The organism is Tenacibaculum sp. 190130A14a, assembly GCF_964048965.1.
In the GTDB taxonomy this organism is placed as follows: domain Bacteria; phylum Bacteroidota; class Bacteroidia; order Flavobacteriales; family Flavobacteriaceae; genus Polaribacter; species Polaribacter polynesiense.
On sequence record NZ_OZ040189.1, the window covers coordinates 35,775 to 61,318 of the forward strand.

Genomic DNA, 25,544 nt, shown 5'->3' on the forward strand with positions numbered 1-25,544 from the left:
AACACAACAACACAACATAATGAATATTCTCATTTTAGGATCAGGCGGTAGAGAACACGCTTTTACTAAAAAACTTTCTGAAAGTAACAAAATCAATTCTTTATTTGTAGCACCTGGAAATGCAGGTACCTCAAAAATTGCTACGAATATCAACATTAACCCAACCAATTTTAATCAGGTAAAAGAAACCGTTTTACAACACGCTATTGATATGGTTGTTGTGGGACCTGAAGCTCCCTTAGTAGCTGGAGTTCATGATTTCTTTTTAGCTGATGAGGAATTAAAAAATATTCCAGTAATTGGACCTAAAAAAGATGGTGCAGAATTAGAAGGAAGTAAAGACTTTTCTAAGCAGTTTATGGAAAAACACAACATCCCAACTGCCCGATACCAATCTTTTACTAAAGATACTTTAGAAGCAGGTAAGTCTTTTTTAGAAACCTTAGAAGCTCCTTACGTTTTAAAAGCAGATGGATTGGCTGCCGGAAAAGGGGTATTGATCTTAAATTCTTTAGATGAAGCAAAAGCTGAACTTACAGAAATGCTAAGCAATCAAAAGTTTGGAGAAGCTTCTTCTACAGTAGTTATTGAAGAGTTTTTAGACGGAATTGAACTTTCTGTTTTTGTTTTAACAGATGGTAAAAATTATAAAGTATTACCATCTGCTAAAGACTATAAAAGAATTGGAGAGGGAGATACTGGTTTAAATACTGGTGGTATGGGTGCTATTTCTCCAGTACCATTTGCAGATGACGCTTTTTTAAACAAAGTTGAAGAACGCATTATAAAGCCAACAGTTGACGGTTTACAAAAAGATGGAATCGATTATCGTGGATTCATTTTTATTGGTTTAATGAACGTTCAAGGAGATCCTTTTGTAATTGAATACAATGTTCGAATGGGAGATCCAGAAACAGAAGTAGTATTGCCTCGTATACAATCTGACTTAGTAGATTTATTTGAAGGTGTTGCATCTCAAACATTAGATAGTAAATCTTACGAAGTAACTTCACAAACAGCAACAACTGTTATGTTAGTTTCAGGTGGTTACCCTGAAGCATATGAAAAAGGTAAAGAAATTACTGGTTTTGATACTGTAGAAAATTCAATTGTATTCCATGCAGGTACTACTGAAAAAGATGGTAACGTAATAACTAGTGGTGGTAGAGTAATGGCAATTACTTCTTTTGGAGACACCATTAAAGATGCTTTAGAAAAATCTTATACGAATATTGATAAAATCTCTTTTGAAAAGATGAATTATCGAAAAGACATCGGTTTTGATTTAATATAACAATACATAAACAAAAAAAAAGGAAGCTCTTGCTTCCTTTTTTTGTCTTTTAGTAATACTTGTTAAGTTTACATAGCATAATTAATTCATATCATAGCAATTTATACCCTTTTCTTTTTCAATTTTTATTTATTTCTTTTTCACGTTGTAAAATTATACATTATCAATAAGACTCAGGTAGTTGTTTCATGTAAAAAAAGTAATCGAATCACCTACTTCTTGATTTAAATGAATATTTAAATCAAGTTATTTTACAATGCTTTTTCTATAGTAAAAGAAAATTCAGAGCCTTTACCATAATCACTTTTAAGCAATATGGTTTCATTATGTGCTTCAATAATATGTTTTACAATTGAAAGTCCAAGACCAGAGCCTCCTTGCTCTCTCGATCTACTTTGATCAACTCTATAAAAACGCTCAAATAAACGTGAATGATGTTCTGGTCTAATTCCTTCACCATCATCATTTACTTTAATAACATATTTATTAGCATTGTAGTTCTCAATACTCACTGTAGTAGCTCCACCAACTTTTCCGTATTTAATTGAGTTTACAATTAGGTTTATTAACACTTGTTCTATACGTTCTACGTCTCCTTTTACATGATGTGGAAACTCATATACTTTATCAAATTTTAAAGCGATATTGCGTTTCTTAGCCTTCATTTCAAACAGGTCAAAAACGTTTTGTATCAGTTCTAAAATATTAAAGCTCTCTACATTCATTTTCATTCCTTCCATTTCCAGTTTGGCAATCATATCCAAATCTTTTACAATAGAAGTTAATCTTTCCACTCCTTTATTAGCTCTTTCTAAATACTTCGTTCGAATTACCTCATCTTCTGCCGCGCCTTCAATCAGCGTTAAAATATAACCCTGAACGGTAAATAATGGTGTTTTTAACTCATGGGCTACATTTCCTAAAAAGTCTCTTCTAAAAGAGTCTCTTTGCGTTAAATTAGCAATCTCCTCACTCTTTTCTTCTACGTACTCTTGTACACTTTTAGTTAATGCCTCTACATCAGTAGTTACTTTTTTTCTTTCTAAATCATTTACATCTAAAATAGAAATATCTTCATATAGCTTTTTAACACGTAAATAAATAAAGTTTTCTGCTCTGTATTGGATGACAAAAAAAGAGACAATAAACATAGCTATTGCAAATACAATCAAAGAACCGATTCCTAGTGAGTTAATTAAAAGTAAATACGATAAAATTGCTATGATTACAGATAATATTGTAGAATATAACGCCGACCATAGGGCATAACTGTATGTTTTTTTTATTTTTTTCATCTTATATAAAACAAAAGTAGATTGCTTTTAGGCAATCTACATATTTTTATTGAGTTTGTTCTTTATTTGTCTGAACCTTCAAGTACAAATTTATACCCTACTCCTTTTACGGTTTTAAAAAACTCGTCACCTATTTTTTCACGAAGTTTTCTAATATGTACATCAATAGTTCTTCCTCCTACTACTACTTCATTTCCCCAAACAGTATCTAAAATAACTTCTCTTTTAAATACCTTTCCTGGTTTAGAAGTTAATAACGAAAACAGTTCAAATTCTTTTCTTGGTAAAGAGATTCTTTTATCTCCTTTAAATACTACATACTCGTCTCTATTAATAATAATATCCCCAATTTTAGTAGTACTATCAGCTTTTTCTTCTGTTTTTAATCTACGTAATAACGATTTTATTTTACTCACCAATACTTTTGGTTTAATTGGTTTGGTAATATAATCATCTGCACCAGCGTCAAAACCAGCTACCTGAGAATAGTCTTCTCCTCTTGCCGTTAAAAAAGATATGATAACATCTTCTAACGGTTTTATATTTCTAATTTTTTCACAAGCTTCAATTCCATCCATTTCTGGCATCATAATGTCTAACAAGATTAAATGCGGAGTAACCTTCTTAGCCATTTTAACACCTTCGGCACCATTATTTGCTGTAAAAACTTGATATCCTTCTGTTTTTAAATTGTATTCAACAATTTCTAAAATATCTGGTTCATCATCTACTAGTAAAATCTTAATATCGCTAGTATCCATAGTATTTTTTAATATTATATGTTGTTCAAAAATAACGATAAAATAATAAACCTAAACCGTCATATTCTAACTTAACGTTGATTTAATGTTATAGAAACATTGCTATTCTTTTGTTATCTCTTTTTATGCCAATAGTTACTTTATTTCAAAATTCTTCCGTTTTTTGTATCTTTCATCGTACTTAAAATTGCTATACAAATCATGACACAAACTATTGACATTCAAAATGTGTTGTTCTTGGACATTGAAACAGTGCCTTTATATGAGCATTGGGAACAAGTTCCTTCACTTGCTCAAGAGTTATTTGAACACAAAACCAGCTATCAAAGAAAAAATGAGTTTACTCCAGAAGAGTTTTACCACAGAGCAGGTATTTGGGCCGAGTTTGGTAAAATTATTTGTATTTCTGTAGGATATTTTATTGAAAGAAACAAGGCATTAGAGTTCCGTGTTACTTCTTTTTCTTCTGATTCAGAAAAGCAACTTTTACAAGATTTTAAATCTTTATTAGATGCACATTTCAATCAAAAGAAACATCTTTTATGTGCTCACAACGGGAAAGAATTTGACTTTCCTTTTATTGCTAGAAGAATGATTGTTCATCAAATTGAACTTCCTGAAAAACTTAATCTATTTGGAAAAAAACCTTGGGAAGTTGCACATTTAGACACCATGGAATTGTGGAAATTTGGAGATTATAAACATTATACTTCATTAAAACTACTCACCTATATTTTAAATATTCCTTCACCTAAAGAAGATATTGATGGTAGTGAAGTTGCGAATGTTTATTATAAAGAAAAAAATCTTCCTCGAATTGTAGCATATTGTGAACGCGATACGATTGCCGTTGCTCAGCTTTTACTTCGTTTTTTAAACAAACCTTTAATTAAAGAAGCACAAATAGTGAGTGTTTAAGTCTACTATTTTTGTTTTGTTGGGCATAATTGTTACATTTAACTCAGAAATTTGCGAAAGAAATAATTCATTTATTCCTTTTATTTTTTAACTAGTTGATGACATTTTCTTTACGCAGGTATCCGCAAAGAAATATCAGGTACTAAAATTAATTTAGTGCTCAATTAAGCATTAAGTAAACAACATAAAATGTGCGTTTATACTACCCAAAACAGAGGTATAGCAACACTTTTTATGCACATATAAATAAGTTGTACGCAATTTAAAACAACCGAAATCTATCAATGAAAATTCACGATTTTGACATAAAAAAAGGGATTTATAGCTTCGAATTTGATGAACTGAATACAGAACTTCATTCACATCCTGTTGTCGAAATCATAAGTGCAACAAATGGAACTTTTTCATTACTATCGAATGGACAGATTATTGAGAATTTGGAGTTTGCCATTATCGACTCGAACACTGAACATAAAGTGTCTTCAAAAAACTGTTCCATCAGAGTTTTAATGGTAGAAAGTCATAATTTAAGATTAACCGATTTTTTTGTAAATAATGGAATAAATTTTCAAAATGGAGTTTTTGTAAAGACCAAATTTGAGAAGAAAAACGAACTGTTTTCAGAAGTTAAAAATCTCGCAAGGACAATCGACTTAAAAACACCAACGGACAAGCGAATTGACGAAAGCATTAAATTCATTGAGGAAAATGAACTTGAGTACAAAAACCTTATTTCGGAATTGACCTCAAAAGTATTTTTATCAAACAGCAGACTTTCCCACCTTTTCAAAGAACATATCGGAATTTCAATCAAAAAATATCTTGTTTGGAATAGATTACGTCAGGCTATAAATCTGTATTTAAGCGAGAACACTAACTTGACAGACGTTTCAATACAGAGTGGATTTTTTGACCAAGCTCATTTGACCAATTCCTTTAAAACTGTTTTAGGCGTAAGTCCTTCAAAAGCATATAATAGCAGAATCTTACAATTATAGCTGTTTGTTGAACTTTAAATTTGCTCTCAAAACATAGAAAATGAACGAACAAATTAGAAAAGTAGAAAAAGCAGATATTCCTGAATTAAAGAAAGTACTTGATTCTAGTGAGTTGTTTCCTTCATACTTACTTGATGACATGATAAGTGATTATTTGAATAACGAAAAATCAACAGACATTTGGTTTACCACAATAGATAACGGGAAACCCATTTCAATTGGCTACTGTGCACCAGAAAGGCTAACCGAAGGAACTTACAACCTTTATGCAATAGCTGTGAATAAGGAAGAACAAGGAAATGGTATTGGTAAAAAAATGATGGAATACATTGAAAACGAGTTGAAAGCAAAAGGCAACCGTATTTTGATTGTAGAAACATCTGGAAAACCTGAATTTGAATTAACACGGGAATTTTACATTAAATGTAATTACACTAAACAAGCTGTAATCCCTGAGTTTTATGAAAAGGGAGATGACAAAATCGTCTTTTGGAAGAAATTGGCAGAATAAAAACTGCGTACAACAACGTATAAAAATAATAGCGGTTTCGGTACTTAATCGAAATCGCTTTTTTTATATTTATGGTCATGTCTAATCCGAAAAGTTAGTGTTTATAAATCCGCTACTATTCTTATACTAGACCGTTGGCAACAATAGCCCTAAGAAAGGTTAGTGGTAATTTCCCCCACCGCACAAGAGATTTTTATTTGATTTTGCCAACGCACGGACAAGCACATTGCGCCTGCCCTTCGGGACAGCCACAAAGAGCTTGCTTCCCCACCCGCAGATTTAAGAATTTGAATTTCGTTTTCTAGTTGGATACAACTTCTGCTTAAAATCTGTGATTTCATCTTTCAATTTCTTGTTAGCACTATTCAATAATTCATTTTGATGCTTCATGATACTCAAAAGGTCATGCATAGCATTTAGGTTTTCCAGTTGAACGGAAACGATTTGTTCTAAATCGGCTTTGGTATATCTTCTGCTCATAATAATTGCTTTATGACAAAAATTAATTTTTACGAAAATACAATAAATTATTGTATTGTGAAATTTTTATTCGATTAAAAGGAAAGAAATTTGCATGAGACTACAATTTTGATGAAAAATGAAAAATTATAGACTTACTATATTTACACCAAACAGCAATTAAATTGCACAATGGACAAAATAAATTACAATCGGATAAAAGCAGTTTTGGCTGAAAAGAATATATCGTCTAAGGAGCTTGCAAAGCATCTTGATAAAACAGAATCTACCGTTTCAAGATGGTGTACTAATGATGTACAACCTTCAGTGGAAGTGTTTTATCAGATTTCTCAATTTTTAGGTGTTGACATTCGAGACTTGTTTGTCTCAACGAAAGATTAGTTATGAGCTTAGAAGCCAAATCACAAGAATTAAAAGATTTAGTGTCAACTTATGATACTCAATGGTTTCTTGGTGATCTTTCAGGGTTGATGAAGAGCATAGCTTCGGGAAGAGCACAAGATCAACTTGGCCAACTCTCTTCACCTATGCGTCAGCTATATTTCCTTGGTGGTCTTGTCGTTTCATCTGATAATAGCAATGGGATAGATATTCAATACACGCCTGAGAAATGGAATAAGATTGTTGAACTCTTGAATCAAATAGAACGAGAGTATGATAAGCTTTTCTTCCCAAAACCAGACGAAGAAATTGATGAAGAATGGAAAAAAATTAGACAAGTGGCTATGCCATCATTCCTATCTTACTTCAATCAGGGTCCATTAAACTATGAAGAGCAAACCATAAATTGGGTAAGCGACTTGTATTCTCAATTAGATGATACGATTGAAGTTGAATCCGGTGTAAAAACTGAAGACTTCATTCAATTCTACAATAATTTAGATGATTTAGTCCAACGAAAGTTTCAAGGGTTTGGGACAAGAAAAGATCTTTTTCAAGAAGAATGGTTAACCTACACCAAAATCCAAATGGGTGTTGTTGATGAAGCTCCTGATTTTATCAAAGAGATGGGAGAGCAAAATCGCCCCATATATACGTTCGTTGCTGATCATGGTATTATTAACCGCTTCAAATCAGAAGACTTGGTTTCTAATGAATTATCAATTGAAAAGATAAATATCATTTTATCGCTTCTTACCTGCAAAAGAAAACAAAGTGATTTTCTATACTACACTTCAACAAGACCAAGCAATCCGTTATATGAGTTTCCTATCGTAGATATTGGAGAAGAAATATTTCAGGTGTTCGAAGTTAAACAGGTAATTCATGCAATTGATGATTTACTTGAAAGGATATGTTCGAAAAATAGTAGAGCAAAAGACAAGCTCATTGACAAAAAAGGAAAACTGCTTGAAAATAGAATTGTAAACCTGTTCAAGAAATTCTTCAAAAAAGATTATAAATGCTTTGAAGGTTATTATGTTGATGGTTGTGAACAAGACATACTGTTTCTATGGAAAAATTATGCTTTTATCATTGAGGCAAAAGGATACAATTTGCGTGAACCAATGCGTGATCCTAACAAAGCATTTGTGAAAATAAAGGATGACTTCAAAGCTTGTATTGGTTATGGACATACTCAAACTAAAAGAGTTGAACAGAAATTTATTGATCAAGTTCCATTAAAAATTGAGGATAAGAATGGAAATCTGATTGAAGAAATTGATACAACTCAATATGAAGAAAATGATTTTTCAATTATTGTTAATATCAATTCATTTGGGCAAATACAAAACGATCTGTCGACTCTTTTAGAAATTGAAGAAGACGGAATATATCCTTGGGTTATTAAACTTGATGACTTAGAGACATTTTTTCTGACAATGATTGCAAAGAAGAAAAGACCGCAAGATTTCATAAACTACCTTTATCTAAGAGAAGAATTACATGGTAAGCTGATTTGTTCAGATGAACTTGAAGTTTGTGGCGGGTATTTGAACGGAGTTTTAACAGAAAAGAAAATTGAGAAAGCAGACAGGATTGTAACTACTCCAGATTTACCTGAAATTTTTGATAAACAATATAATAAGGGAATGGGGTTTGACAACGAGAAACTATTAGCAGAAAAGAAAAGTGGAAAGTATATGTTTTGGTAATGCCAACGCTGTTTGCACATTGCCATCCTCGTTCCTGCGGTGGCAAAGAGCAAAGCCAACGCATAGATTAAAAAGAATATAAAACAAATAAAAATCTCTTCTCCTCTCGCACGGGAAAAGGATACAGAGAAAAGAAAATAGATAGTAAAAAGAAACGGCAGTGCTAATCGGGCTACAGTAGCTAACAAGGTGTATAGGTCATAGCCTCCCTTCGGTCAGCCACGCCCCATACACAGAACGTTACCTATAATTTGAAAAAACTGCTATTCATAAAATTCTTAAGTTTACTTTTAAGTTCTTGTGGAAATTTAGAAGAAGAAAAACTGATTGCTGAATTTAAAGCAAAAGAAAAGTATCGAGTTTGGACAACCGAAAAAAAAATAAATAAACACGATTCTATAACCTTCATTAGAAAATCATTTAAAAGTTATGATTCAAAAAACCGTTTAATTAATATAAGTAATGTTGAATTTTACTTTTACGATGAAAATAACCGAATAGAAAAAACCAAATCAATTTATAAAAGAGAAGGAAAAGGATTAGCGAAAATTGACACGCAAAATTATGTGTATGATGAAAGTGGATTATTGAAACTCATCACAGAAAACGATGAAAAGATTGATACTATTAAGTCTTTTAAATATGATTCAGAGAAAAATCTAATTGAAACAAAAACTAACCTCAGAACCATAACACAAGAATTCGAAAATGGAGTTATAAAAAAGAAAATTATTAAAGAGCATAACACAGAACCTAAAATTTATGAATTTCATTATGATTCTATAAACCGACCAATAATCGAAGATTGTACTTTTAGTGGAGGCCTTAGAATGAAAACAAAATTTGAGTTTAATCAAAAAGGTAAACTAATAAGAGAAATTGACAGTTCATTTAACCAAGGAACAAACCCAAACGAATTTGTGGAATTTATGACAGAGTATAAATACGACAAAAACGACTCGATTGTTGAAATAATAAAATTAGGAAGAGTAGTAAGTGAAACTGATTTTAAAATTCGAGGAAAAACGATATTTGAAAGAAAAAAAGAATAAAACTGTGGGCAACACCGTGTATAAATCATAGTTAATAAATGCTAAACCGAAAGGTTGTTGTGCTTCATTAAAAAAACAATCGAACTGAAAAAAAACATTCTCATATTATTTTTATTTCTACTTTTAATTAGCTGCAATGACGGAGTGAAATACATTTCTCAAAATGATGGAAAAAGTCACTTAATAGACTTTGAGTTATTCAGTATTATTCTACCAACCGACTTTAAATATTAAAGGATTGACGGAATTGACTCTTTTGTCGGAGAAATTAAAAACAAAAAATCGACTTTCTTTTTTGATTATGGATGGTATTCTCCAAAACCACCTTTAGATGAAAGAAGTTACGTTGAGGAAAGTCGAAAAGGAATGGACTTTGAATCGATTCAAAAATTCTTCAACAAAATTGACTTGAAACCTTATGAAGACGAAAATGGGGCTATAAATCCAAATGAAGTCATTAAAAAAGTAAAGAATTTGACTTTACATATAATGACTGATAGTATTGCTACTCAAAATGGTTTTGAAAATAATTGTAATTATTACTACACTCTTAAATATAAAGAAGTTGAATTTAAAATTCCTTTCTGTATACCAGATGAGGAACGAAAAAAATTCGAGAATTATGAATTGACTATTGATACAATTGGAAATTATAAAAGGACAATCGCACTGTGGAAAAACAAAGAAACACCTAATATTTCAAGTGTCCATTTTGAACCCATACTTGATAGTTCAAAAAATAAATTATCAATCGGAATTAAATCAAATATGGAATTCGACAAAAACGATTTGCTGAAAATATTTAAAACAGTAGAATTAAAACAACGAAAGCGCAACATGATGTATAATTAATTGCGGCTGAATTTCCTCAACATCGAAAAACGACTCGCATCCTTTTCCCGCAAAAAATCATAACCGAAACCGTTACTCCCCTTCTAATTTCATAGACAACTCGAACCAACGTTCTTCCTTTTCTTCTAAGCTCTCAATGATTTGTTGTAATTCAATAGATTTATCATTGATTTCTTCCATTGGAATTTCTCCATTGGTAAATTTACCTTCTAATTGTACTTTCTTTTTCTGTAGTTTTTCAATATCAATTTCTAAAACACCAAACTCACGCTTTTCATTATAACTTAACTTTCCTTTTTGAGGTGCTTTTTCCTTCTTTTCCTCTACTTTCTTTTCTGTTTTGGGTTCTGATACTCTAGAATCTTCATACGCTCTAAAATCAGTGTAATTTCCAGGGAAATTCTCAACAACTCCTTCTCCTCTAAACACAAATAAAGAATCTACTATCTTATCCATAAAATAACGATCGTGAGAAACCACTATTAAATTTCCTGGATAGTCTAATAAAAAGCTTTCTAATACATTTAAAGTAACCACGTCTAAGTCGTTTGTAGGCTCATCTAAAATTAAAAAATTCGGATTTTGAATTAATACCGCACATAAGTACAAACGTTTTTGTTCTCCTCCACTTAGTTTTTCAACAAAGTCATATTGTTTTTTTCTATCAAACAAAAAGCGTTCTAATAACTGCGCTGCAGATATTTTTCTTCCTTTGGTTAACGGAATATACTCTCCAAATTCTTTAATTACTTCAATTACTTTTTGTCCTTCTTTAACACGTATTCCTTTCTGGGTATAATATCCGAACTTTACGGTATCTCCTACTACCACTTTTCCTCCATCTACAGGTGTATTACCAGTAAGGATATTTAAAAATGATGATTTTCCTGTTCCATTTTTTCCAATGATCCCAATACGTTCTCCTTTTTTAAAAACATAGTCAAAACCATCAAGAATCTTTTTATCATCAAAATCTTTTTTCAATTTATGAAGCTCAACAATTTTACTTCCCAAACGTTCCATATTAATTTCTAATTGAACTTGGTGTTCGTGTCTTCGTTGTTTTGCTTTCTTTTTAATTTCAAAAAAGTCATCAATACGCGACTTTGATTTGGTGGTACGTGCTTTTGGTTGGCGACGCATCCAATCCAATTCTTTTTTAAACAAACTTTTGGCTTTACTTAAGTTGGTAGCCTCTAGCGCTAATCTCTCTTCTTTATTTTGTAGATAGTATGAGTAGTTTCCTTTGTATTTATAAAGCTTACCGTTATCTAATTCTATAATTTCATTACACACACGTTCTAAGAAGTATCGATCGTGCGTTACCATGAACAAGGTTATTTTTTCTTTTGTAAAAAACGCTTCTAGCCACTCAATCATTTCTAAATCTAAATGATTCGTTGGCTCATCTAAAATTAACAAATCTGGTTTGTTGATTAAGATAACCGCTAAAGCTAAGCGTTTCTTTTGCCCTCCAGACAAACTTGCTACTTTCTGCGTTAGATCGTGTAGTTTAAGTTTGGATAGTATTTGTTTGTATTGTGTTTCAAAATCCCATGCATTGTGCTGTTCCATTAACTCAAATGCTTTTTGATACTCATCTGTATCATCAGGATTTTTTAATGCCTTTTCATACTGTTGTATAATAGGTAGAATCTTATTTTCTGTAGAGAAAATTGTTTCTTCAATGGTTAGCTCGGCATTTAATTTATTGTCTTGAGCTAAATAGGCAATATTGATTCCTTTTCTGCTTACTACTTGTCCAGAATCTGGAGTATCATTTCCAGCAATAATGTTTAAAATAGATGTTTTTCCACTACCATTTTTTGCTACAAAAGCAATCTTTTGATCTTTATTTATTCCGAAAGAAATATCCTCAAATAGCACTCTTTCTCCGTAGGCTTTTGCAATGTTTTCAACTGATAGGTAATTCATCTATTAATCTTTTTTGCAAAGAAACAAAAAACCCGAGCAATTGCTCGGGTTATAACTGATTAATATTAATATAATGAAGGGTTTTGTATTATTTCTTAATCAGCTTAGTAGTTAATAATTTCTGTCCATCATTAACTTCTAAAATGTACGCTCCTGTATTTAAATCAGAAACGCTGATGTTATTTCCATTGATACGTCCAGTTTTCACTACAGCACCAACAATGTTTACAATTCTATAGCTCATTTCTCCTTTTGCAGCTAATTTAACTTGTACAAAGTCACTTGCTGGATTAGGGAATGCTACTAAATCTAAAGAAGCTTCATTTCCTAATGGATCACCAGTAGCTCTTGGTCCACCAAATGTAGTAAAGCTAGCAGTTGAAGCTGTAATATTTACTGTATAATCTTCTACCTCTCCATCTGCAAATGTTTCACAAGCAGTTTGAGCTGAGTTATACTTCATAGATACACGCATTCTTGTATTACCTAAGGTTGCGTTTGCTGGTACAGCAACAGTAGCCGTTAAGTTATTTGCGCTTGAAGAAGAACCAGAAACAACTTTTTCAGAAGCATCAAATGTTCCGTTTTGGTTGAAGTCAATCCATACCGCCCAATGTTCTGTATAAGCAGTACTTCTAAATCCAGCGCTTACAATCATTTGGTTTGAACTTCCTTGTGCTAAGGTTGCTACTTTAGATGTGAAATCTCCATATCCACCGTTAGCACCAGTTGCATTTGTCATTCCTCCTAATTCTACATTATCAATCCACTCATAAGTTACTCTGTTTCCTTTAGAATCACAATAGTTTAATGCAGTAGATAATGTAGTAACATTAACTGTATTACTTGAAGCTGACACATTTCCAGCAGCATCTTTAGCTCTTACAGAGAATGTATATGCTGTTGCAGCGGTTAAACCAGTAACATTTGTAGATGTTCCTGTAACTGTTCCTAGGTTTGTAGACCCTTGATATACATCATATCCTGTTACTGCAACATTATCTGAAGAAGCAGTCCAGTTTAATGTTAATGATGTTTGAGCTACATTAGAAGCAGCTAAACTAGTTGGAGCTGTTGGAGCTTCTGTATCTGGACCATCATTAACTGCTGTTACTGATAAATCATCTACAGCAATATCACTTGACCATCCATTTCCAGTTGTTCCTACTAATCTCAATTTGATTGTACTTCCAACATAAGAACTAAGGTTTACAGAAACAGTATTCCATTGGTTTCCTTTGTTTCCAGAATCAGACCATACATCTGTCCAGTTTGTTCCATCAGATGAAGCCTGAACTTTTAATGATCCAACGTTGTTACCATACATATGGTTTTTAAATGCAAATGTTGCCGATGATTTTCCTGATAGATTGAAACAAGCACTTTCTAAAATCGCTGTTGCGTTATTTCCAATTTGTCCTGTACTTCCGTTAGTAGAAGCTTCTAAGAACATATAGTATGATCCTTGTGTTGCAGAACTTGGTCCTGTTCCTGAAGATGGAGTGCTTCCAGTTCTTCTTACCCAATTTCCGTCATCTCCTGTAACTTGTGTCCAACCGTCACCAGATTCAAATCCTTCACTATAAGGATACGAAGTAACTGTTGAAGAACAGCTAATTGATGGTGGAGCTGAAGTTGTAAAGTTTACAGATGAACTATAACTAGAGTTTCCAGAAGAACACTTACTACGAACTTGTACTTCGTATTGAGTAGAAGCTGATAATCCACTTAAAGAAGTTGATGTTGTAGAGACAGCATTTGTAGTCCAAGATGAAGTTCCTGTTTGACGATATCTTACATCATAAGTAGCATTTGGAACGGCTGTCCAAGCAACATCTGCACCAGAAGAAGTTACGTTACTAGTCCCTACTCCTGTTGGAACAGTTGCGTTACATACTGGAGGTGTTCCTGTAATACCTGTTACTATTAATGAATAGTTTTGGCTACCTCCTGTTAAAGATCCTTTATGAGTAACTGTAATTGTATAAGTACCTGAAGCATTTGCAATGTCTACTCTTTCAAAAGGGTCAACATTATTGTCTTGCTTAGCACTTGTAGTTGGTCCTGTTAATTTATAAGGAAGGTATGTTGTTCCTCCTTTAGAAACACGGATATCTAAGTCATTTACTAAAACTGGTGTAGTAGAGTTTACTGTAGTATTAGCTGTACCTGGTCTATCTGTCCAAGAAATAGAAGCTAATAATGGGCTACTTCCATCAGAATCAACTGTAATAGTATATGTTTGACCAGAAGTTAAAGTTAACTCTTCCATTTTTGCTTGATTACCTTTTTTAGTAATCGTTTCAGCTGCTCTTTTCGCATTTAAAAGTCCCCAACCAAATACTGCGTCTGGTCCAGAAGCTCCAGCATCATCAGCTGTATGTAAAGCTAATCCTTTTAAAGTAGCAGCTCTCATGAAACTACCACTATTTAAATTTTTGTGATGCTCTTGTAATAATAGTAAAGATCCTGTTACATTTGGAGAAGCCATAGAGGTACCAGAGATTGTATTATATGCTGTATCACTATTTTGATATGTTGAATATACTCCCGTTCCATTACCAGTGATATCTGGCTTAATACGGAAATCATCTGTTGGTCCTTCACTACTAGAACTATTGATAGATACAGAAACTAAATTTCCACTTGCATCAACATTTGCATCTTGAGCATTTGCAACTACTAAATTATTTTTAGAAGTTGAATGACCCGTTAATTTATCCCATCCAGATCCACCAGTTGGGTTATTGTTAGCTGTATTATCATTACCATCGTTACCAGCAGCCACTACCATTAAGTAGTTTGGTGCATTAAACATGATTTGATCCCAATCACGAGAAGTCGTAATATATCCTCCAAAATAATGTTGTGGTAATTGTACTTGTCCAAACTGGTTTCTTGTAGCAAATCCATATGAGTGATTTGACACTAACATTCCGTTTGAAGCTGCATTTGTTGCTTCTGAAGTATCACTATTCCAGTCACTACCTCTTACTTTAGAATGTGGTGCCATTCCCTTTGCATTGGCTTGAACCCCAGATGCCATAATAGTACCTGTTACGTGTGCCGCATGGAAGTTTAATGATGAACTACCATCGAATACAGAGAAACGGTTGTTTCCTCCTGCTCCATCATATTCTTGGTGAGAAGCTCTTGCAATACCACCATCCCATACATAAGCGGTCATTCCTTGTCCCATTAAGTTTAACCCTAATGATCCTCCAGAATTTAAGTGGTTTGTTCTTGTAGATCTTGCTGCATCTACATTGTACGTAGTATAGTAAATAGGTTTACCATCTACTACTCTTTGAAGTTCCATCATGCGGCCATCTGCGGTGGTAATTTTTGTTTTCCATCCACGTTGTTGTGCAATCTGAATAGCTTGTTGTTTTTCTTCTGAAGCTTTTTTTTGGAAGTTTTGCTTCATTGATTCTAACTTGGTCAAATTGTATTTACTACGAATTTGATCTACCTCTCGCTTGTTTTGTGCTTGAGCTTGGAAACTAAATCCAACGACAGCTCCTGCCAAAACAAGACTTTTGAAGTACTTGTTTTTCATTTTTTGAAGGGTTTATTTGGTTAATTGATTATTAACTTGAAACAAGTTTTTTTAAAATAATTCTTAAAAAAATCTTATTTTTTTGTTAAAAACGAACCAAATATATAAATTTTTTACAAAGTTAGAAACAAACAATCAAAGTTAATCGATGGAAATTCAGTTAAATACATAAAAAACCCCAGTAAAACACTGGGGTTCTCTAAATGTTAATTTTTTGTAATTTATTTTTTAAGAAGTTTTGTAGTCATTGTTTTTTGACCGTCATTCACCTGTAAAATATAAATTCCTGTATTTAAATCGGAAACATCAATAGCTGATGAGTTTAACTCTCCTCTCTTAATAACAGCTCCAAGACTATTAATCATATTGTATGATAAGTTGTCTACTTTAGAACCTAATTTAACCGTTACAAAATCTTTTGCTGGATTTGGGAAAGCTAGTAATTCAATACTTCTTTCATTTCCTAATTGTTCTGTTGTTCCAGAAGTAATACTAGAAACGTTAAAAATAGAACTTGCAGAAGCCACGATATTAACCGTATAATCTTCAACTTCTCCATCAGCAAATGTTTCACAAGCAGTTTGAGCTGAGTTATACTTCATAGATACACGCATTCTTGTATTTCCTAATACTGCATCTGCTGGTACTGCAACTGTAGATGTTAAATTGTTTGCACTTGAAGAAGAACCAGAAACAACTTTTTCTGATGCATCAAAAGTTCCGTTTTTATTAAAATCAATCCAAACAGCCCAATGCTCTGTATAAGATGAACTTCTAAATCCTGCACTAACTACCATTTGGTTTGAACTTCCTTGTACAAGTGTTGCTACCTTAGAAGTAAAGTCAGCATAACCTCCATTATCTCCTGTAGCATTTGTCATTCCTCCTAGCTCTACATTGTCAATCCATTCATAAGTTGAACGATTTCCTTTTGAATCACAATATGTAACCGTTGTATTTGCTTGAGTAGTAACGTTTATTGTACTTGAAGCAGATTCATTTCCAGCAGCATCTTTTGCTTTTACTGAGAATGTATATGCTGTTGCAGCTGTTAAACCAGTAACATTATACGTTGTGGTTGTTACAGTAGCCAATTTAGTTGATCCTTGGAAAACATCGTATCCAGTTACTCCAACATTGTCAGTTGAAGCAGACCAGTTTAATGTTAACGAAGTTTGAGCCACATTGGTAGCAGCAAAACTTGTAGGTGCTGTTGGTGCTTGCGTATCTGCTCCTTCATTAACAGCTGTAACCGCTAAATCGTCAACAGCAATGTCACTAGACCATCCATTTCCTGTAGTACCTACAATTCTTAACTTAACATTAGCTCCTAAATAAGCACTTAAGTTTACTGAAACTGAATTCCATTGGTTTCCTTTGTTTCCTGAATCGGACCATACATCAGTCCATGCAGCTCCATCTGAAGATGCTTGTACTTTTAAAGATCCAACATTGTTTCCATACATATGGTTTTTAAAAGTAAACGCCGCAGATGATTTTCCTGTTAAATCAAAACATGCACTTTCTAAAATTGCTGTAGCATTAGATCCAATTTGTCCAGGACTACTGTTAGAAGAAGCTTCTAAGAACATATAATTTGATCCTTCTGTTGCTGAACTTGGTCCGGTTCCAGAAGAAGGAGTACTTCCACTCTTTCTTACCCAGTTTCCAGCATCACCGGTAACTTGCGTCCATCCATCTCCAGATTCAAACCCTTCTGCATATGGGAAAGAAGTGATTGTTGATGAACATGAAATAGTAATTGCAGTTGTCGTAACATTTACCGCATTACTTGCTGTAGATTCGTTTCCTGCTGCATCTTTAGCTCTTACTGTAAATGTATAAGCAGTGCTTGCTGATAAACCAGTAACATTGTATGAAGTAGTTGTCGATGTTCCTAGTTTTGTTGTTCCACTATAAATATCATATCCACTTACCCCTACATTATCTGTTGAAGCATTCCAGTTTAAAGTTAATGAAGTTGCCGCAATATTAGACGCTGCTAAACTGCTTGGTGCAGTTGGTGCTTGCGTATCAGCAACAGTATTTGCTGTAAATGTTCCTGTAAACACTCCTCTACCATAGGTAGAAGCAATAATTTTATTTTGAGTATTTGTTCCGTTTACATTCCAATAATCAAGTGATGTAACACTTACATCGCTCATTCCGTTGTAAGATTGTGACCAATTAGGACTCGCTGCATTAAAGTTAGACGTTGCCCAAACTCCTAATTGAGTAGCTACAATTGCTTCATTTCTATCTAATGGGTTTTGTAAGAAATCTCTTACTGGAATATTTGGTAAGTTTCCTTCTTTATTTACCCAGTTAGCACCTCCATCTGAAGTTGCCCATACACTCGTAACTCCGTAGTTATGAATCGTTACAAAAATATCATTCTCAGTAGCTCCAAACCTAACCGAAGAAACTGACCCAACAAAAGGAGTTGTAACACTCGCAAATGTTGCACTAGAATTACCAACACTAGAAAGTTTTAAAAGTTTACCGTTTGCTAATCCTACAAACCAACGGTTTGCTGTAAAAGGAGAAGCTCTAAATGCTGTAGGCTTTGCATCTAATAAACTATTTGATAATGTTCCTTTACTATTTGAAGCAACATTTACACTTAAAATAGCATTTGCAGAAGAAGTTGAGTTATTAGATAACAACCTGTTTGCATCACTATCATATCCCATTTGATTTACGAAATCTCCAGTACTTTGATCACTAGATAAGGTAGTCGCTCCACCTTGTCTTCTTCCTAAACCATTCCATGGTAAATTAAAACGATAAATAACGTTGTGTACATAAGTAGCAATCATGTATTGCCCGTCTTTATCTACAAATGTGTAAAAACCATCTCCATCACTTAATTCAGTAGAACTATTGATTCCAGCAGAAGCATTTCTAAAAGCTTGCGTTCCGTTATCTTGAGCACCTGCACTAAAAATACCGTTAGTATCTCCTGAGCCATCTGGTCCAATACCAGCTTTTACAAATTGTGTAACGTTGTATCCGTTGTTTCTTACACCTATAGAACTTCCTGCATTTCCTGAATAGTAAATACCTCCATCATTACCAAATAACATTTTTGTAGATGAATTGTTTCCAAAGGCAATAGAGTGTTGATCTGCATGTACATTGTTTGAAATACCAAATCCACCATACCAGTGAGATAACTGACTCCATGAGTTACCTCCATTGGTAGATTTAAATAAATCGATCCCTCCTACATACAATGTATTATCGTTACTTGGATCTGCTTCAATAACTAAATCGTAGAACGCCTGTCCACGACAAAAGTCGTTTGCCGCAATGTTTGTATCTGCATCGTTTGGTAAGCTTACTGTTGATACTGAAGAAAATCCGTTAGTTGTTTTGAAAATACGCACCGGAGCTGCTGAAGTGGTTCCTTGTGCTAAAACATACAATTTGTTTGCATTTGAAGCCGATGGTTCTATTTCTACTCTGTTAGATTCTGTTAACGGAGAAGCAGCTGCTTCTGTCCATGCCGAACCATTTGCAGAACTAAATACTCTACCTCCGCCTTGACCTAATGCAGAGTTTATTGTACCCATCCATATTTTGTTATCTGCTCCTACTTCTAAATCATTTGGTATGTAGTAGTAATTGTTTCCATTGAAATCATAGCGCATTCCTGCTGTTTCAATTCTATTCCAATTTGCACCACCATCTGTAGAGCGATATAAACCAGCAGATTGTAATCCTAACCAGTTTCTAGGAGAAGAAGAAGCTCCATATACATGTGCTCCTACCGCTACAAATAATTCTGTAGAAGTACCATTATCCCAAGCTAAAACATCATTTACATAGTGAATTCCTGATAAGAAAACATTGGTTGCATTGTGGTTAATTGTACCACCTCCAGCTGCTGGAATATTTACAGCAGTCCATGTAGTACCACCATCAGTAGTTTTATAAACTCCATTACCTACTACATCTCCTGCAGTATACTGTTCTCCTGTTCCTACATACCAAGTATTAGAGTTTCTTGGGTCTACTGTGATAGATGTAACAGATAAGTTTCCAGGTACATTTTGAACTCTTTGCCATTGTGAACTAGCACTTGAAATATTATTGTTTACCCATAAACCTCCACTAACACCTCCGGCATATACCTTGTTGTTAGTAGCATCGTTTGGATCAAACATAATAACTCTTGTTCTACCCCCTACGTTATTAGGCCCTCTTTCTACCCAAGCATTGGTGTTATCTCCTGGGTTTTTAAGAGATTGTCTCATGTTAACTAATTCTTGACGAAGTTTTGTAACATTTCCCTGTTCCAATTCTCCTGTTGCAGGGTTCATTGTTAACTCTGCCATTTGTTCGAAATACCTATTAGGCGGAAGCCCATTCAGCTTTCTTGTTTTTTTGTCCCACTTTAAAGTTTCTTTGTAAGGACTGTTTTCTAAAAATGCTTCGTGTATTTGTCTTTTATTTTCAATCTCTTTTTGTGCCTCATAAGATTGAAATTCTTTGTAGCCTATTGTAGAAGCTACTGCTAAAGACAAACCACCAACCAATAACTTGAAATTATTTTTCATTTTTGAAGGGTTTTGGTTAATAATTCGAGTAAAAAAATCCGAGCTATAAATTATAACTCGGATTTAAAATTATTCTAATCAGTGTTGATTATCTTTTCATTAGCTTAGTTGATAATGATTTTTGACCATCATTAACTTCTAAGATATACATTCCTGTATTTAAGTCAGAAACGTTGATACTATTTCCATTTAAACGTCCAGCTTTTACTACACGTCCAATAGTGTTTACAATTCTATAGCTAGTTGCAGTTGACTTCGCTCCAATTTTAACTTGAACAAAATCACTTGCTGGGTTAGGGAATGCTACTAAATCTAAAGAAGCTTCATTTCCTAATCTTTCAGCGCTAACCGGATTTGGTTGTCTTGCACTAGAAACGATATTTACCGTATAATCTTCTACTTCTCCATCGTCAAAAGTTTCACAAGCAGTTTGAGCAGCATTATACTTCATAGATACACGCATTCTTGTGCTTCCTAAAGTAGCTCCTGCTGGTACAGCAACTGTAGCCGTTAAATTGTTTGCACTTGAAGAAGAACCAGATACAACCTTTTCTGACGCATCAAATGTTCCATTTTGGTTGAAGTCAATCCATACAGCCCAGTGTTCTGTATAAGCAGTACTTCTAAATCCAGCACTTACAACCATTTGGTTTGAACTTCCTTGTGCTAAAGTAGCAACCTTAGCTGTAAAGTCTTCGTAACCTCCGTTGTCACCAGTAGCATTTGTCATTCCTCCTAATTCTACGTTATCAATCCACTCGTAAGTTGAACGATTACCTTGAGAACCACAATAAGTTAATGTATTTGATAATGTAGTAGCATTTACTGAGCTTGCAGAAGATTGGTTACCTGCAGCATCTTTAGCTCTTACAGAGAACGTATATGCTGTAGCAGCAGTTAATCCTGTTACATTTACACTTGTATTTGTAGTAGATCCAATATTAGTAGATCCTTGATATACATCATATCCAGTTACTCCTACGTTATCTGAAGAAGCATTCCAGTTTAATGTTAATGAAGTTTGCGCAATATTTGAAGCAGCTAAACTTCCTGGAGCAGTAGGTGCTTGTGTATCTGCAGTAGACCCTCCACCAGTAGTAACTGATAAATCATCAACAGCAATATCACTAGACCATCCGTTACCAGTAGTACCAACTAGTCTTAATTTAACTTTTCCACCTAAGTATGCACTTAAGTTAACAGAAACCGAGTTCCATTGGTTTCCTTTATTTCCTGAATCAGACCAAATATCTGACCAAGAAGACTCTCCGTCCTTTAATGCTTGAACCTTTAATGATCCAACATTGTTTCCATACATATGATTTTTGAATGCGAAAGTAGCTGAAGACTTACCTGCTAAATCGAAACAAGCACTTTCTAAAATAGCTGTTGCATTAGATCCGATTTGTCCTGTACTATTATTAGAAGAAGCTTCTAAGAACATATAGTAAGATCCTTGAGTTGCAGAACTAGGTCCTGTTCCAGAAGATGGAGTACTTCCTGTTCTTCTTACCCAGTTTCCAGCATCTCCAGTAACTTGAGTCCAAGCATCTCCAGATTCAAATCCTTCAGCATATGGGAAAGATGAAATTGTTGATGAACAAGTTGCAGGAGGGTTAGTTCCTCCACCACCACTACCAGCTTTATCAGATAAAGCTAAAGCGCGTCTTGCTCCACCAGCAGCTAAGTAAGTTTGCATTCTATCTCTTTGACCTGCTGTAAATAAATTCATACAAGAATCATCAGAGTAATCCATATAGTTTTGTACCATATCTTCAGATCCACAAGAGTTATGACCTGTTGCACAACCATAGTTTGCAGCGTCAGATGCTGGAGTATCAGATACAAAATCATCAACACTACATCCTCCATCACCCCAAATGTGACGTAATCCGAAGAAGTGACCTACCTCATGCGTAGTAGTTCTACCACCATCAAAAGGAGCCTGAGCTGTTCCAGTAGTACCAAAATATTGATCTGCCATTACAACTCCATCAGTAGACTTATCAGTATCCCAAGGGAACTGTGCATATCCTAAGATTGTTCTTCCTCCACTACTTAAAGCATCAACAATCCACATATTTAAATACTCAGCAGTATCCCATGGATCAACTCCTCCTTGAGAAGATTTCTTCATAGAATCATCTGTTGCCCAAGTAGCTTTCGATACTTGTTTTCTGGTAATACCAGTAGTAGCGTTACCATTAGGATCAACTTGTGCTAAATAAAATTCAATTTTAGTATCTGCAGCCTGAGACCACTTATTATTTGCATCAGAGTTTGTTCTACGGAAATCTGCATTCAATACGTCTAACTGAGATTGAATTTGCGCATTACTAATGTTGTTTGTAGAATTTGTATATAAGATATGTACAACAACTGGAATTTTATAAACTCCATTTTCTATCTTACCTTGTAAGTTTTTCATTTCCTGTACTCTCTTTTGAGTATAGGATTCCATTTCCAGCATGTACTTTTTAGCTTCTGGATTGTTCTTTTGACGTTTTTTCATTACAACGTCTGCATCACATGAACGTTTTACTAGGGTCGTTTTTTGCTGAGCGAATGCAGCGGTACCCACAAATAAGCACGAAAGTGCAAGAGTAATTGTTCTTTTCATGAACGAAGGGTTTTTAGTTAAATTATTTGACTTAGTTAATACTTAAACAAAAGAGAGTTTTTATTGATTTTTATTCGATAAAAACCCATTTTTTTTGTTGAAAACGCGTCAAATATATAAAAAAGATGTAATAACCAAAATCACCACTTCCTCAAAACCACGAATATAAGGGGGTAAAAAATCAAATAAGCCCAGTGAGTCACTGGGCTTATAAATAATCTTAAAAAAAGTTAAAATTTTTATTTTTTAACAAATTTTCGTGTAATTTTTTCATCTATTTCATTTATTTCAAACAAATAAACACCAGATTGTAAATTTCCTACATCTATTTGTTTTGATAACCTTCCTTTTTTAACAACTTGACCAAGCATATTGATAATTCTATAGTCTGCATTCGATCTTTCTAAAGTCTTTACAAATAATGTATTTCCTTTAACTGGATTAGGATAAATAGCAAATTCTTCGTCTAAAGTACCTCCTTCTCTCGTGGTGTCTAAACTTCTTATTGCAACTAGCGTATCTCCTCCTGTATTTCTTGCTCCTGATCCGATTCCTGTAATTTTTACCTTATCTATATATACATGATCCGCATTTCCACTCGCATCACATTGGAATCTGAATTGTGCATTATTCGCAAAATTAACATCTGAAGCATTTATCGTTACCGTAGCCGAATAGAATGTATTATTGTTAAAGTCAGTACCTCTACTCCATGCTTTTAATGTTGACCAACTTGATCCGTTATAATAACGCAACCAGAAATCTTCATTGTTTTCCATACTATAAGCATAGAACTCGAATGATACTTCTACTTGATTAAATGATGATAAGTTAAACGTTTCTGATGTCATCGCTGATGCTGTACCAGAATTATCTCTAATTCTTATTGAGTAGCTTCCTTCACTTGATCTTGAGCCTGAGTAACGGTAACAATCGCTACCTCCATCAGACCATCCATCCCATCCTGACTCGAAGTTTCCTTCATGTAATACGGTATTTCCACCACCGTTGTCACATGGAGCACATGAAGAACCTCCACAGTCAACTCCCGTTTCGTCTCCATTTTGAATTCCATCAGAACATGTAGGTGGAGCAGAACCTCCTACACAAAACTGTTTAGACTCTGAGCTTCCAAAAGAACCACCTGAAGCTAAACTACCGCTGGCGTCTGTTATTGAATATGAACCATTTCCGTAAGAACAGCAAATTCCATCTCCGTATGAATCGTTAATTGTAAATGTGTAACAACCATCAGGTAAACATAAATTTTCTGTAATAGTTGTTCCATTATTTCCACTTCCATAACCACTTCCAGAAGCAACTGTTGAACCAGAAGCATTGGTAATAGTCCAAGAAGTTTCTGAAGCGTAATTATCAAATGTTAAACTAAAAGTTACTTCATTATCTGTACATGAAGTTTGACATGGAGCACAAGATGAACCTCCACAATCAATCCCTGTTTCATCTCCATTCTGAATTCCATCTGAACACGTTGGTGTAGATCCTCCTCCAAATTTATCTGACAAAGCTAAACTTCTACGAGAACCTCCTGATTCCAATACTGCACGCATTCTATTCTTTTGTCCAGTTGTAAACAAATTCATACAAGAATCATCTGAATAATCCATATAGTTCTCTACCATATCTTCGCTACCACATGAATTATGTCCTGTTGCACAACCATAATTAGCTGCGTCTGATGTTGGGGTATCAGAAACAAAATCATCAACACTACATCCTCCATCACCCCAAATGTGACGTAAGTTTAAAAAGTGACCAACCTCATGCGTTGTAGTACGTCCTTTATCAAATGGTGCCGATAAATAGAATCCTGATCCTTTATCTGAACTACCAAAATATTGAGGACTCATTACTACCCCATCTGTCGAAGCACTTCCTCCAGGAAATTGCGCATATCCTAAAATTCCACCTCCAATATTACATACCCACATGTTTAAATACTCTCCAGCATTCCATGGGTCTACTCCTCCTTGAGAAGATTTTTTCATTGCATCATTGGTTCCCCAAGAAGTTCTAGTAGATGATTTTCTGGTAACACCTGTAGTTGCATTTCCGTTTGGATCAACCGTTGCTAACTGGAACTCTATTTGAGTATCTGCTGCCTGTGACCACTTATTGGTAGCATCTGAATTTGTTCTTCGGAAGTCTTCGTTTAACACATCAATCTGAGATTGAATTTGTGCCATACTAATATTTTCTTGTGAATTACTGTAAATTACATGGATAACTACTGGAATAGTAATAATTTGCCCATTGATTTTACCTTGAAGGTTTTCTAATTGTTTTACCTTTTTTCTAGTAAAAGATTCAATTTCATCCATCCTTTCTTTCAAAGTTGGATCTAAAGATTGTCGGTACTCTAAATTGTTCATCGAATGACAATTCCTTTTTTCTTGAGAGAGTAATGTACTACTAACAAAAATGAGTGAAAGGAAAAATAAAGTAATTTTTCTCATTGTTAAAAGTTTTGGTTATAGTTAATACTTATGTTAATATTCTAACATTTAATCATAAATTATATTAAAATATTATCAAATCGGTAACGAAAATAATTCTTAATCTCTAGAAATCAAAAAATTAAGTGAAAAAT

16 protein-coding genes are annotated in these 25,544 nt (G+C 33.9%); 8 read left to right on the forward strand and 8 right to left on the reverse strand.

Features of this window, described 5'->3' with window-relative positions:
• Positions 1 to 19: 19 nt before the first annotated feature.
• Positions 20 to 1,294: a phosphoribosylamine--glycine ligase gene (gene purD / locus ABNT22_RS00205; protein ID WP_348718245.1), complete on the forward strand. Its 1,275-nt coding sequence runs from the start codon at positions 20 to 22 to the stop codon at positions 1,292 to 1,294.
• Between the two features lie 251 nt (positions 1,295 to 1,545).
• Here the strand turns inward: purD and ABNT22_RS00210 are convergent, their stop codons facing one another.
• Both ABNT22_RS00210 and ABNT22_RS00215 read right to left on the reverse strand, forming a co-directional pair.
• Positions 1,546 to 2,589, reverse strand: coding sequence for a sensor histidine kinase (locus tag ABNT22_RS00210; protein WP_348718247.1), 1,044 nt, complete (start codon positions 2,587 to 2,589; stop codon positions 1,546 to 1,548).
• A gap of 62 nt (positions 2,590 to 2,651) precedes the next feature.
• Positions 2,652 to 3,350, reverse strand: a complete 699-nt coding sequence (locus ABNT22_RS00215; RefSeq protein WP_348718248.1) for a response regulator transcription factor — start codon at positions 3,348 to 3,350, stop codon at positions 2,652 to 2,654.
• 201 nt (positions 3,351 to 3,551) lie between these two features.
• On the opposite strand from ABNT22_RS00215, the gene ABNT22_RS00220 reads away from it, so the two are divergent.
• The 3 genes from ABNT22_RS00220 (at position 3,552) to ABNT22_RS00230 (ending at position 5,777) form a co-directional block, all read left to right on the forward strand.
• On the forward strand, positions 3,552 to 4,268 hold the full coding sequence (locus ABNT22_RS00220; protein ID WP_348718249.1) for a 3'-5' exonuclease: 717 nt from the start codon (positions 3,552 to 3,554) through the stop codon (positions 4,266 to 4,268).
• Positions 4,269 to 4,552: 284 nt separating this feature from the next.
• Positions 4,553 to 5,266, forward strand: coding sequence for a helix-turn-helix transcriptional regulator (locus ABNT22_RS00225; RefSeq protein WP_348718250.1), 714 nt, complete (start codon positions 4,553 to 4,555; stop codon positions 5,264 to 5,266).
• 40 nt (positions 5,267 to 5,306) lie between these two features.
• Positions 5,307 to 5,777: a GNAT family N-acetyltransferase gene (locus ABNT22_RS00230; protein WP_348718251.1), complete on the forward strand. Its 471-nt coding sequence runs from the start codon at positions 5,307 to 5,309 to the stop codon at positions 5,775 to 5,777.
• Positions 5,778 to 6,056: 279 nt separating this feature from the next.
• Here ABNT22_RS00230 and ABNT22_RS00235 read toward each other — a convergent pair whose 3' ends face one another.
• A complete protein-coding gene (locus ABNT22_RS00235; RefSeq protein ID WP_348718252.1) occupies positions 6,057 to 6,257 on the reverse strand; it encodes a hypothetical protein in 201 nt (66 codons plus the stop codon).
• Positions 6,258 to 6,428: 171 nt separating this feature from the next.
• Here ABNT22_RS00235 and ABNT22_RS00240 point away from each other — a divergent pair, with 171 nt between their 5' ends.
• The 4 genes from ABNT22_RS00240 (at position 6,429) to ABNT22_RS00255 (ending at position 10,257) form a co-directional block, all read left to right on the forward strand.
• Positions 6,429 to 6,638 (forward strand): helix-turn-helix transcriptional regulator, encoded by a 210-nt coding sequence (locus tag ABNT22_RS00240; RefSeq protein ID WP_348718253.1) that lies wholly within the window; start codon positions 6,429 to 6,431, stop codon positions 6,636 to 6,638.
• Between the two features lie 2 nt (positions 6,639 to 6,640).
• A complete protein-coding gene (locus tag ABNT22_RS00245; RefSeq protein ID WP_348718255.1) occupies positions 6,641 to 8,353 on the forward strand; it encodes a hypothetical protein in 1,713 nt (570 codons plus the stop codon).
• Between the two features lie 251 nt (positions 8,354 to 8,604).
• Positions 8,605 to 9,405, forward strand: a complete 801-nt coding sequence (locus tag ABNT22_RS00250; protein WP_348718256.1) for a hypothetical protein — start codon at positions 8,605 to 8,607, stop codon at positions 9,403 to 9,405.
• A gap of 366 nt (positions 9,406 to 9,771) precedes the next feature.
• Positions 9,772 to 10,257: a hypothetical protein gene (locus tag ABNT22_RS00255; protein WP_348718257.1), complete on the forward strand. Its 486-nt coding sequence runs from the start codon at positions 9,772 to 9,774 to the stop codon at positions 10,255 to 10,257.
• A gap of 72 nt (positions 10,258 to 10,329) precedes the next feature.
• On the opposite strand, the gene ABNT22_RS00260 is transcribed toward ABNT22_RS00255, so the two are convergent.
• The 5 genes from ABNT22_RS00260 to ABNT22_RS00280 all read right to left on the reverse strand — a co-directional run bounded on the left by ABNT22_RS00260 (position 10,330) and on the right by ABNT22_RS00280 (position 25,410).
• Positions 10,330 to 12,192 carry an ABC-F family ATP-binding cassette domain-containing protein gene (locus ABNT22_RS00260; protein ID WP_348718258.1) on the reverse strand — a complete coding sequence of 621 codons (1,863 nt, stop codon included), beginning with the start codon at positions 12,190 to 12,192 and terminating at the stop codon, positions 10,330 to 10,332.
• 88 nt (positions 12,193 to 12,280) lie between these two features.
• Entirely contained in the window at positions 12,281 to 15,751 is a 3,471-nt protein-coding gene (locus ABNT22_RS00265) for a S8 family serine peptidase (RefSeq protein WP_348718259.1), read from the reverse strand.
• A gap of 221 nt (positions 15,752 to 15,972) precedes the next feature.
• Positions 15,973 to 20,313, reverse strand: coding sequence for a GEVED domain-containing protein (locus ABNT22_RS00270; RefSeq protein ID WP_348718260.1), 4,341 nt, complete (start codon positions 20,311 to 20,313; stop codon positions 15,973 to 15,975).
• Positions 20,314 to 20,401: 88 nt separating this feature from the next.
• The gene (locus ABNT22_RS00275; protein ID WP_348718261.1) at positions 20,402 to 22,933 is read right to left on the reverse strand and encodes a GEVED domain-containing protein; all 2,532 of its coding nucleotides are present in this window, start codon (positions 22,931 to 22,933) and stop codon (positions 20,402 to 20,404) included.
• A 239-nt stretch (positions 22,934 to 23,172) separates the two neighbouring features.
• Complete coding sequence (locus ABNT22_RS00280; protein ID WP_348718262.1) at positions 23,173 to 25,410, reverse strand: M43 family zinc metalloprotease; 2,238 nt, start codon at positions 25,408 to 25,410, stop codon at positions 23,173 to 23,175.
• Between the last annotated feature and the right edge of the window lie 134 nt (positions 25,411 to 25,544).

Bases quoted from the DNA above. Each gene is read 5' to 3' on its own strand.
- ABNT22_RS00280 (WP_348718262.1), bottom strand. From the start codon at position 25,410: ATGAGAAAAATTACTTTATTTTTCCTTTCACTCATTTTTGTTAGTAGT.
- ABNT22_RS00235 (WP_348718252.1), bottom strand. From the start codon at position 6,257: ATGAGCAGAAGATATACCAAAGCCGATTTAGAACAAATCGTTTCCGTT.
- ABNT22_RS00215 (WP_348718248.1), bottom strand. From the start codon at position 3,350: ATGGATACTAGCGATATTAAGATTTTACTAGTAGATGATGAACCAGAT.
- ABNT22_RS00230 (WP_348718251.1), top strand. From the start codon at position 5,307: ATGAACGAACAAATTAGAAAAGTAGAAAAAGCAGATATTCCTGAATTA.
- ABNT22_RS00255 (WP_348718257.1), top strand. From the start codon at position 9,772: ATGGACTTTGAATCGATTCAAAAATTCTTCAACAAAATTGACTTGAAA.
- ABNT22_RS00265 (WP_348718259.1), bottom strand. From the start codon at position 15,751: ATGAAAAACAAGTACTTCAAAAGTCTTGTTTTGGCAGGAGCTGTCGTT.
- ABNT22_RS00225 (WP_348718250.1), top strand. From the start codon at position 4,553: ATGAAAATTCACGATTTTGACATAAAAAAAGGGATTTATAGCTTCGAA.
- ABNT22_RS00270 (WP_348718260.1), bottom strand. From the start codon at position 20,313: ATGAAAAATAATTTCAAGTTATTGGTTGGTGGTTTGTCTTTAGCAGTA.
- ABNT22_RS00240 (WP_348718253.1), top strand. From the start codon at position 6,429: ATGGACAAAATAAATTACAATCGGATAAAAGCAGTTTTGGCTGAAAAG.
- ABNT22_RS00260 (WP_348718258.1), bottom strand. From the start codon at position 12,192: ATGAATTACCTATCAGTTGAAAACATTGCAAAAGCCTACGGAGAAAGA.
- purD (WP_348718245.1), top strand. From the start codon at position 20: ATGAATATTCTCATTTTAGGATCAGGCGGTAGAGAACACGCTTTTACT.
- ABNT22_RS00275 (WP_348718261.1), bottom strand. From the start codon at position 22,933: ATGAAAAGAACAATTACTCTTGCACTTTCGTGCTTATTTGTGGGTACC.
- ABNT22_RS00220 (WP_348718249.1), top strand. From the start codon at position 3,552: ATGACACAAACTATTGACATTCAAAATGTGTTGTTCTTGGACATTGAA.
- ABNT22_RS00210 (WP_348718247.1), bottom strand. From the start codon at position 2,589: ATGAAAAAAATAAAAAAAACATACAGTTATGCCCTATGGTCGGCGTTA.
- ABNT22_RS00245 (WP_348718255.1), top strand. From the start codon at position 6,641: ATGAGCTTAGAAGCCAAATCACAAGAATTAAAAGATTTAGTGTCAACT.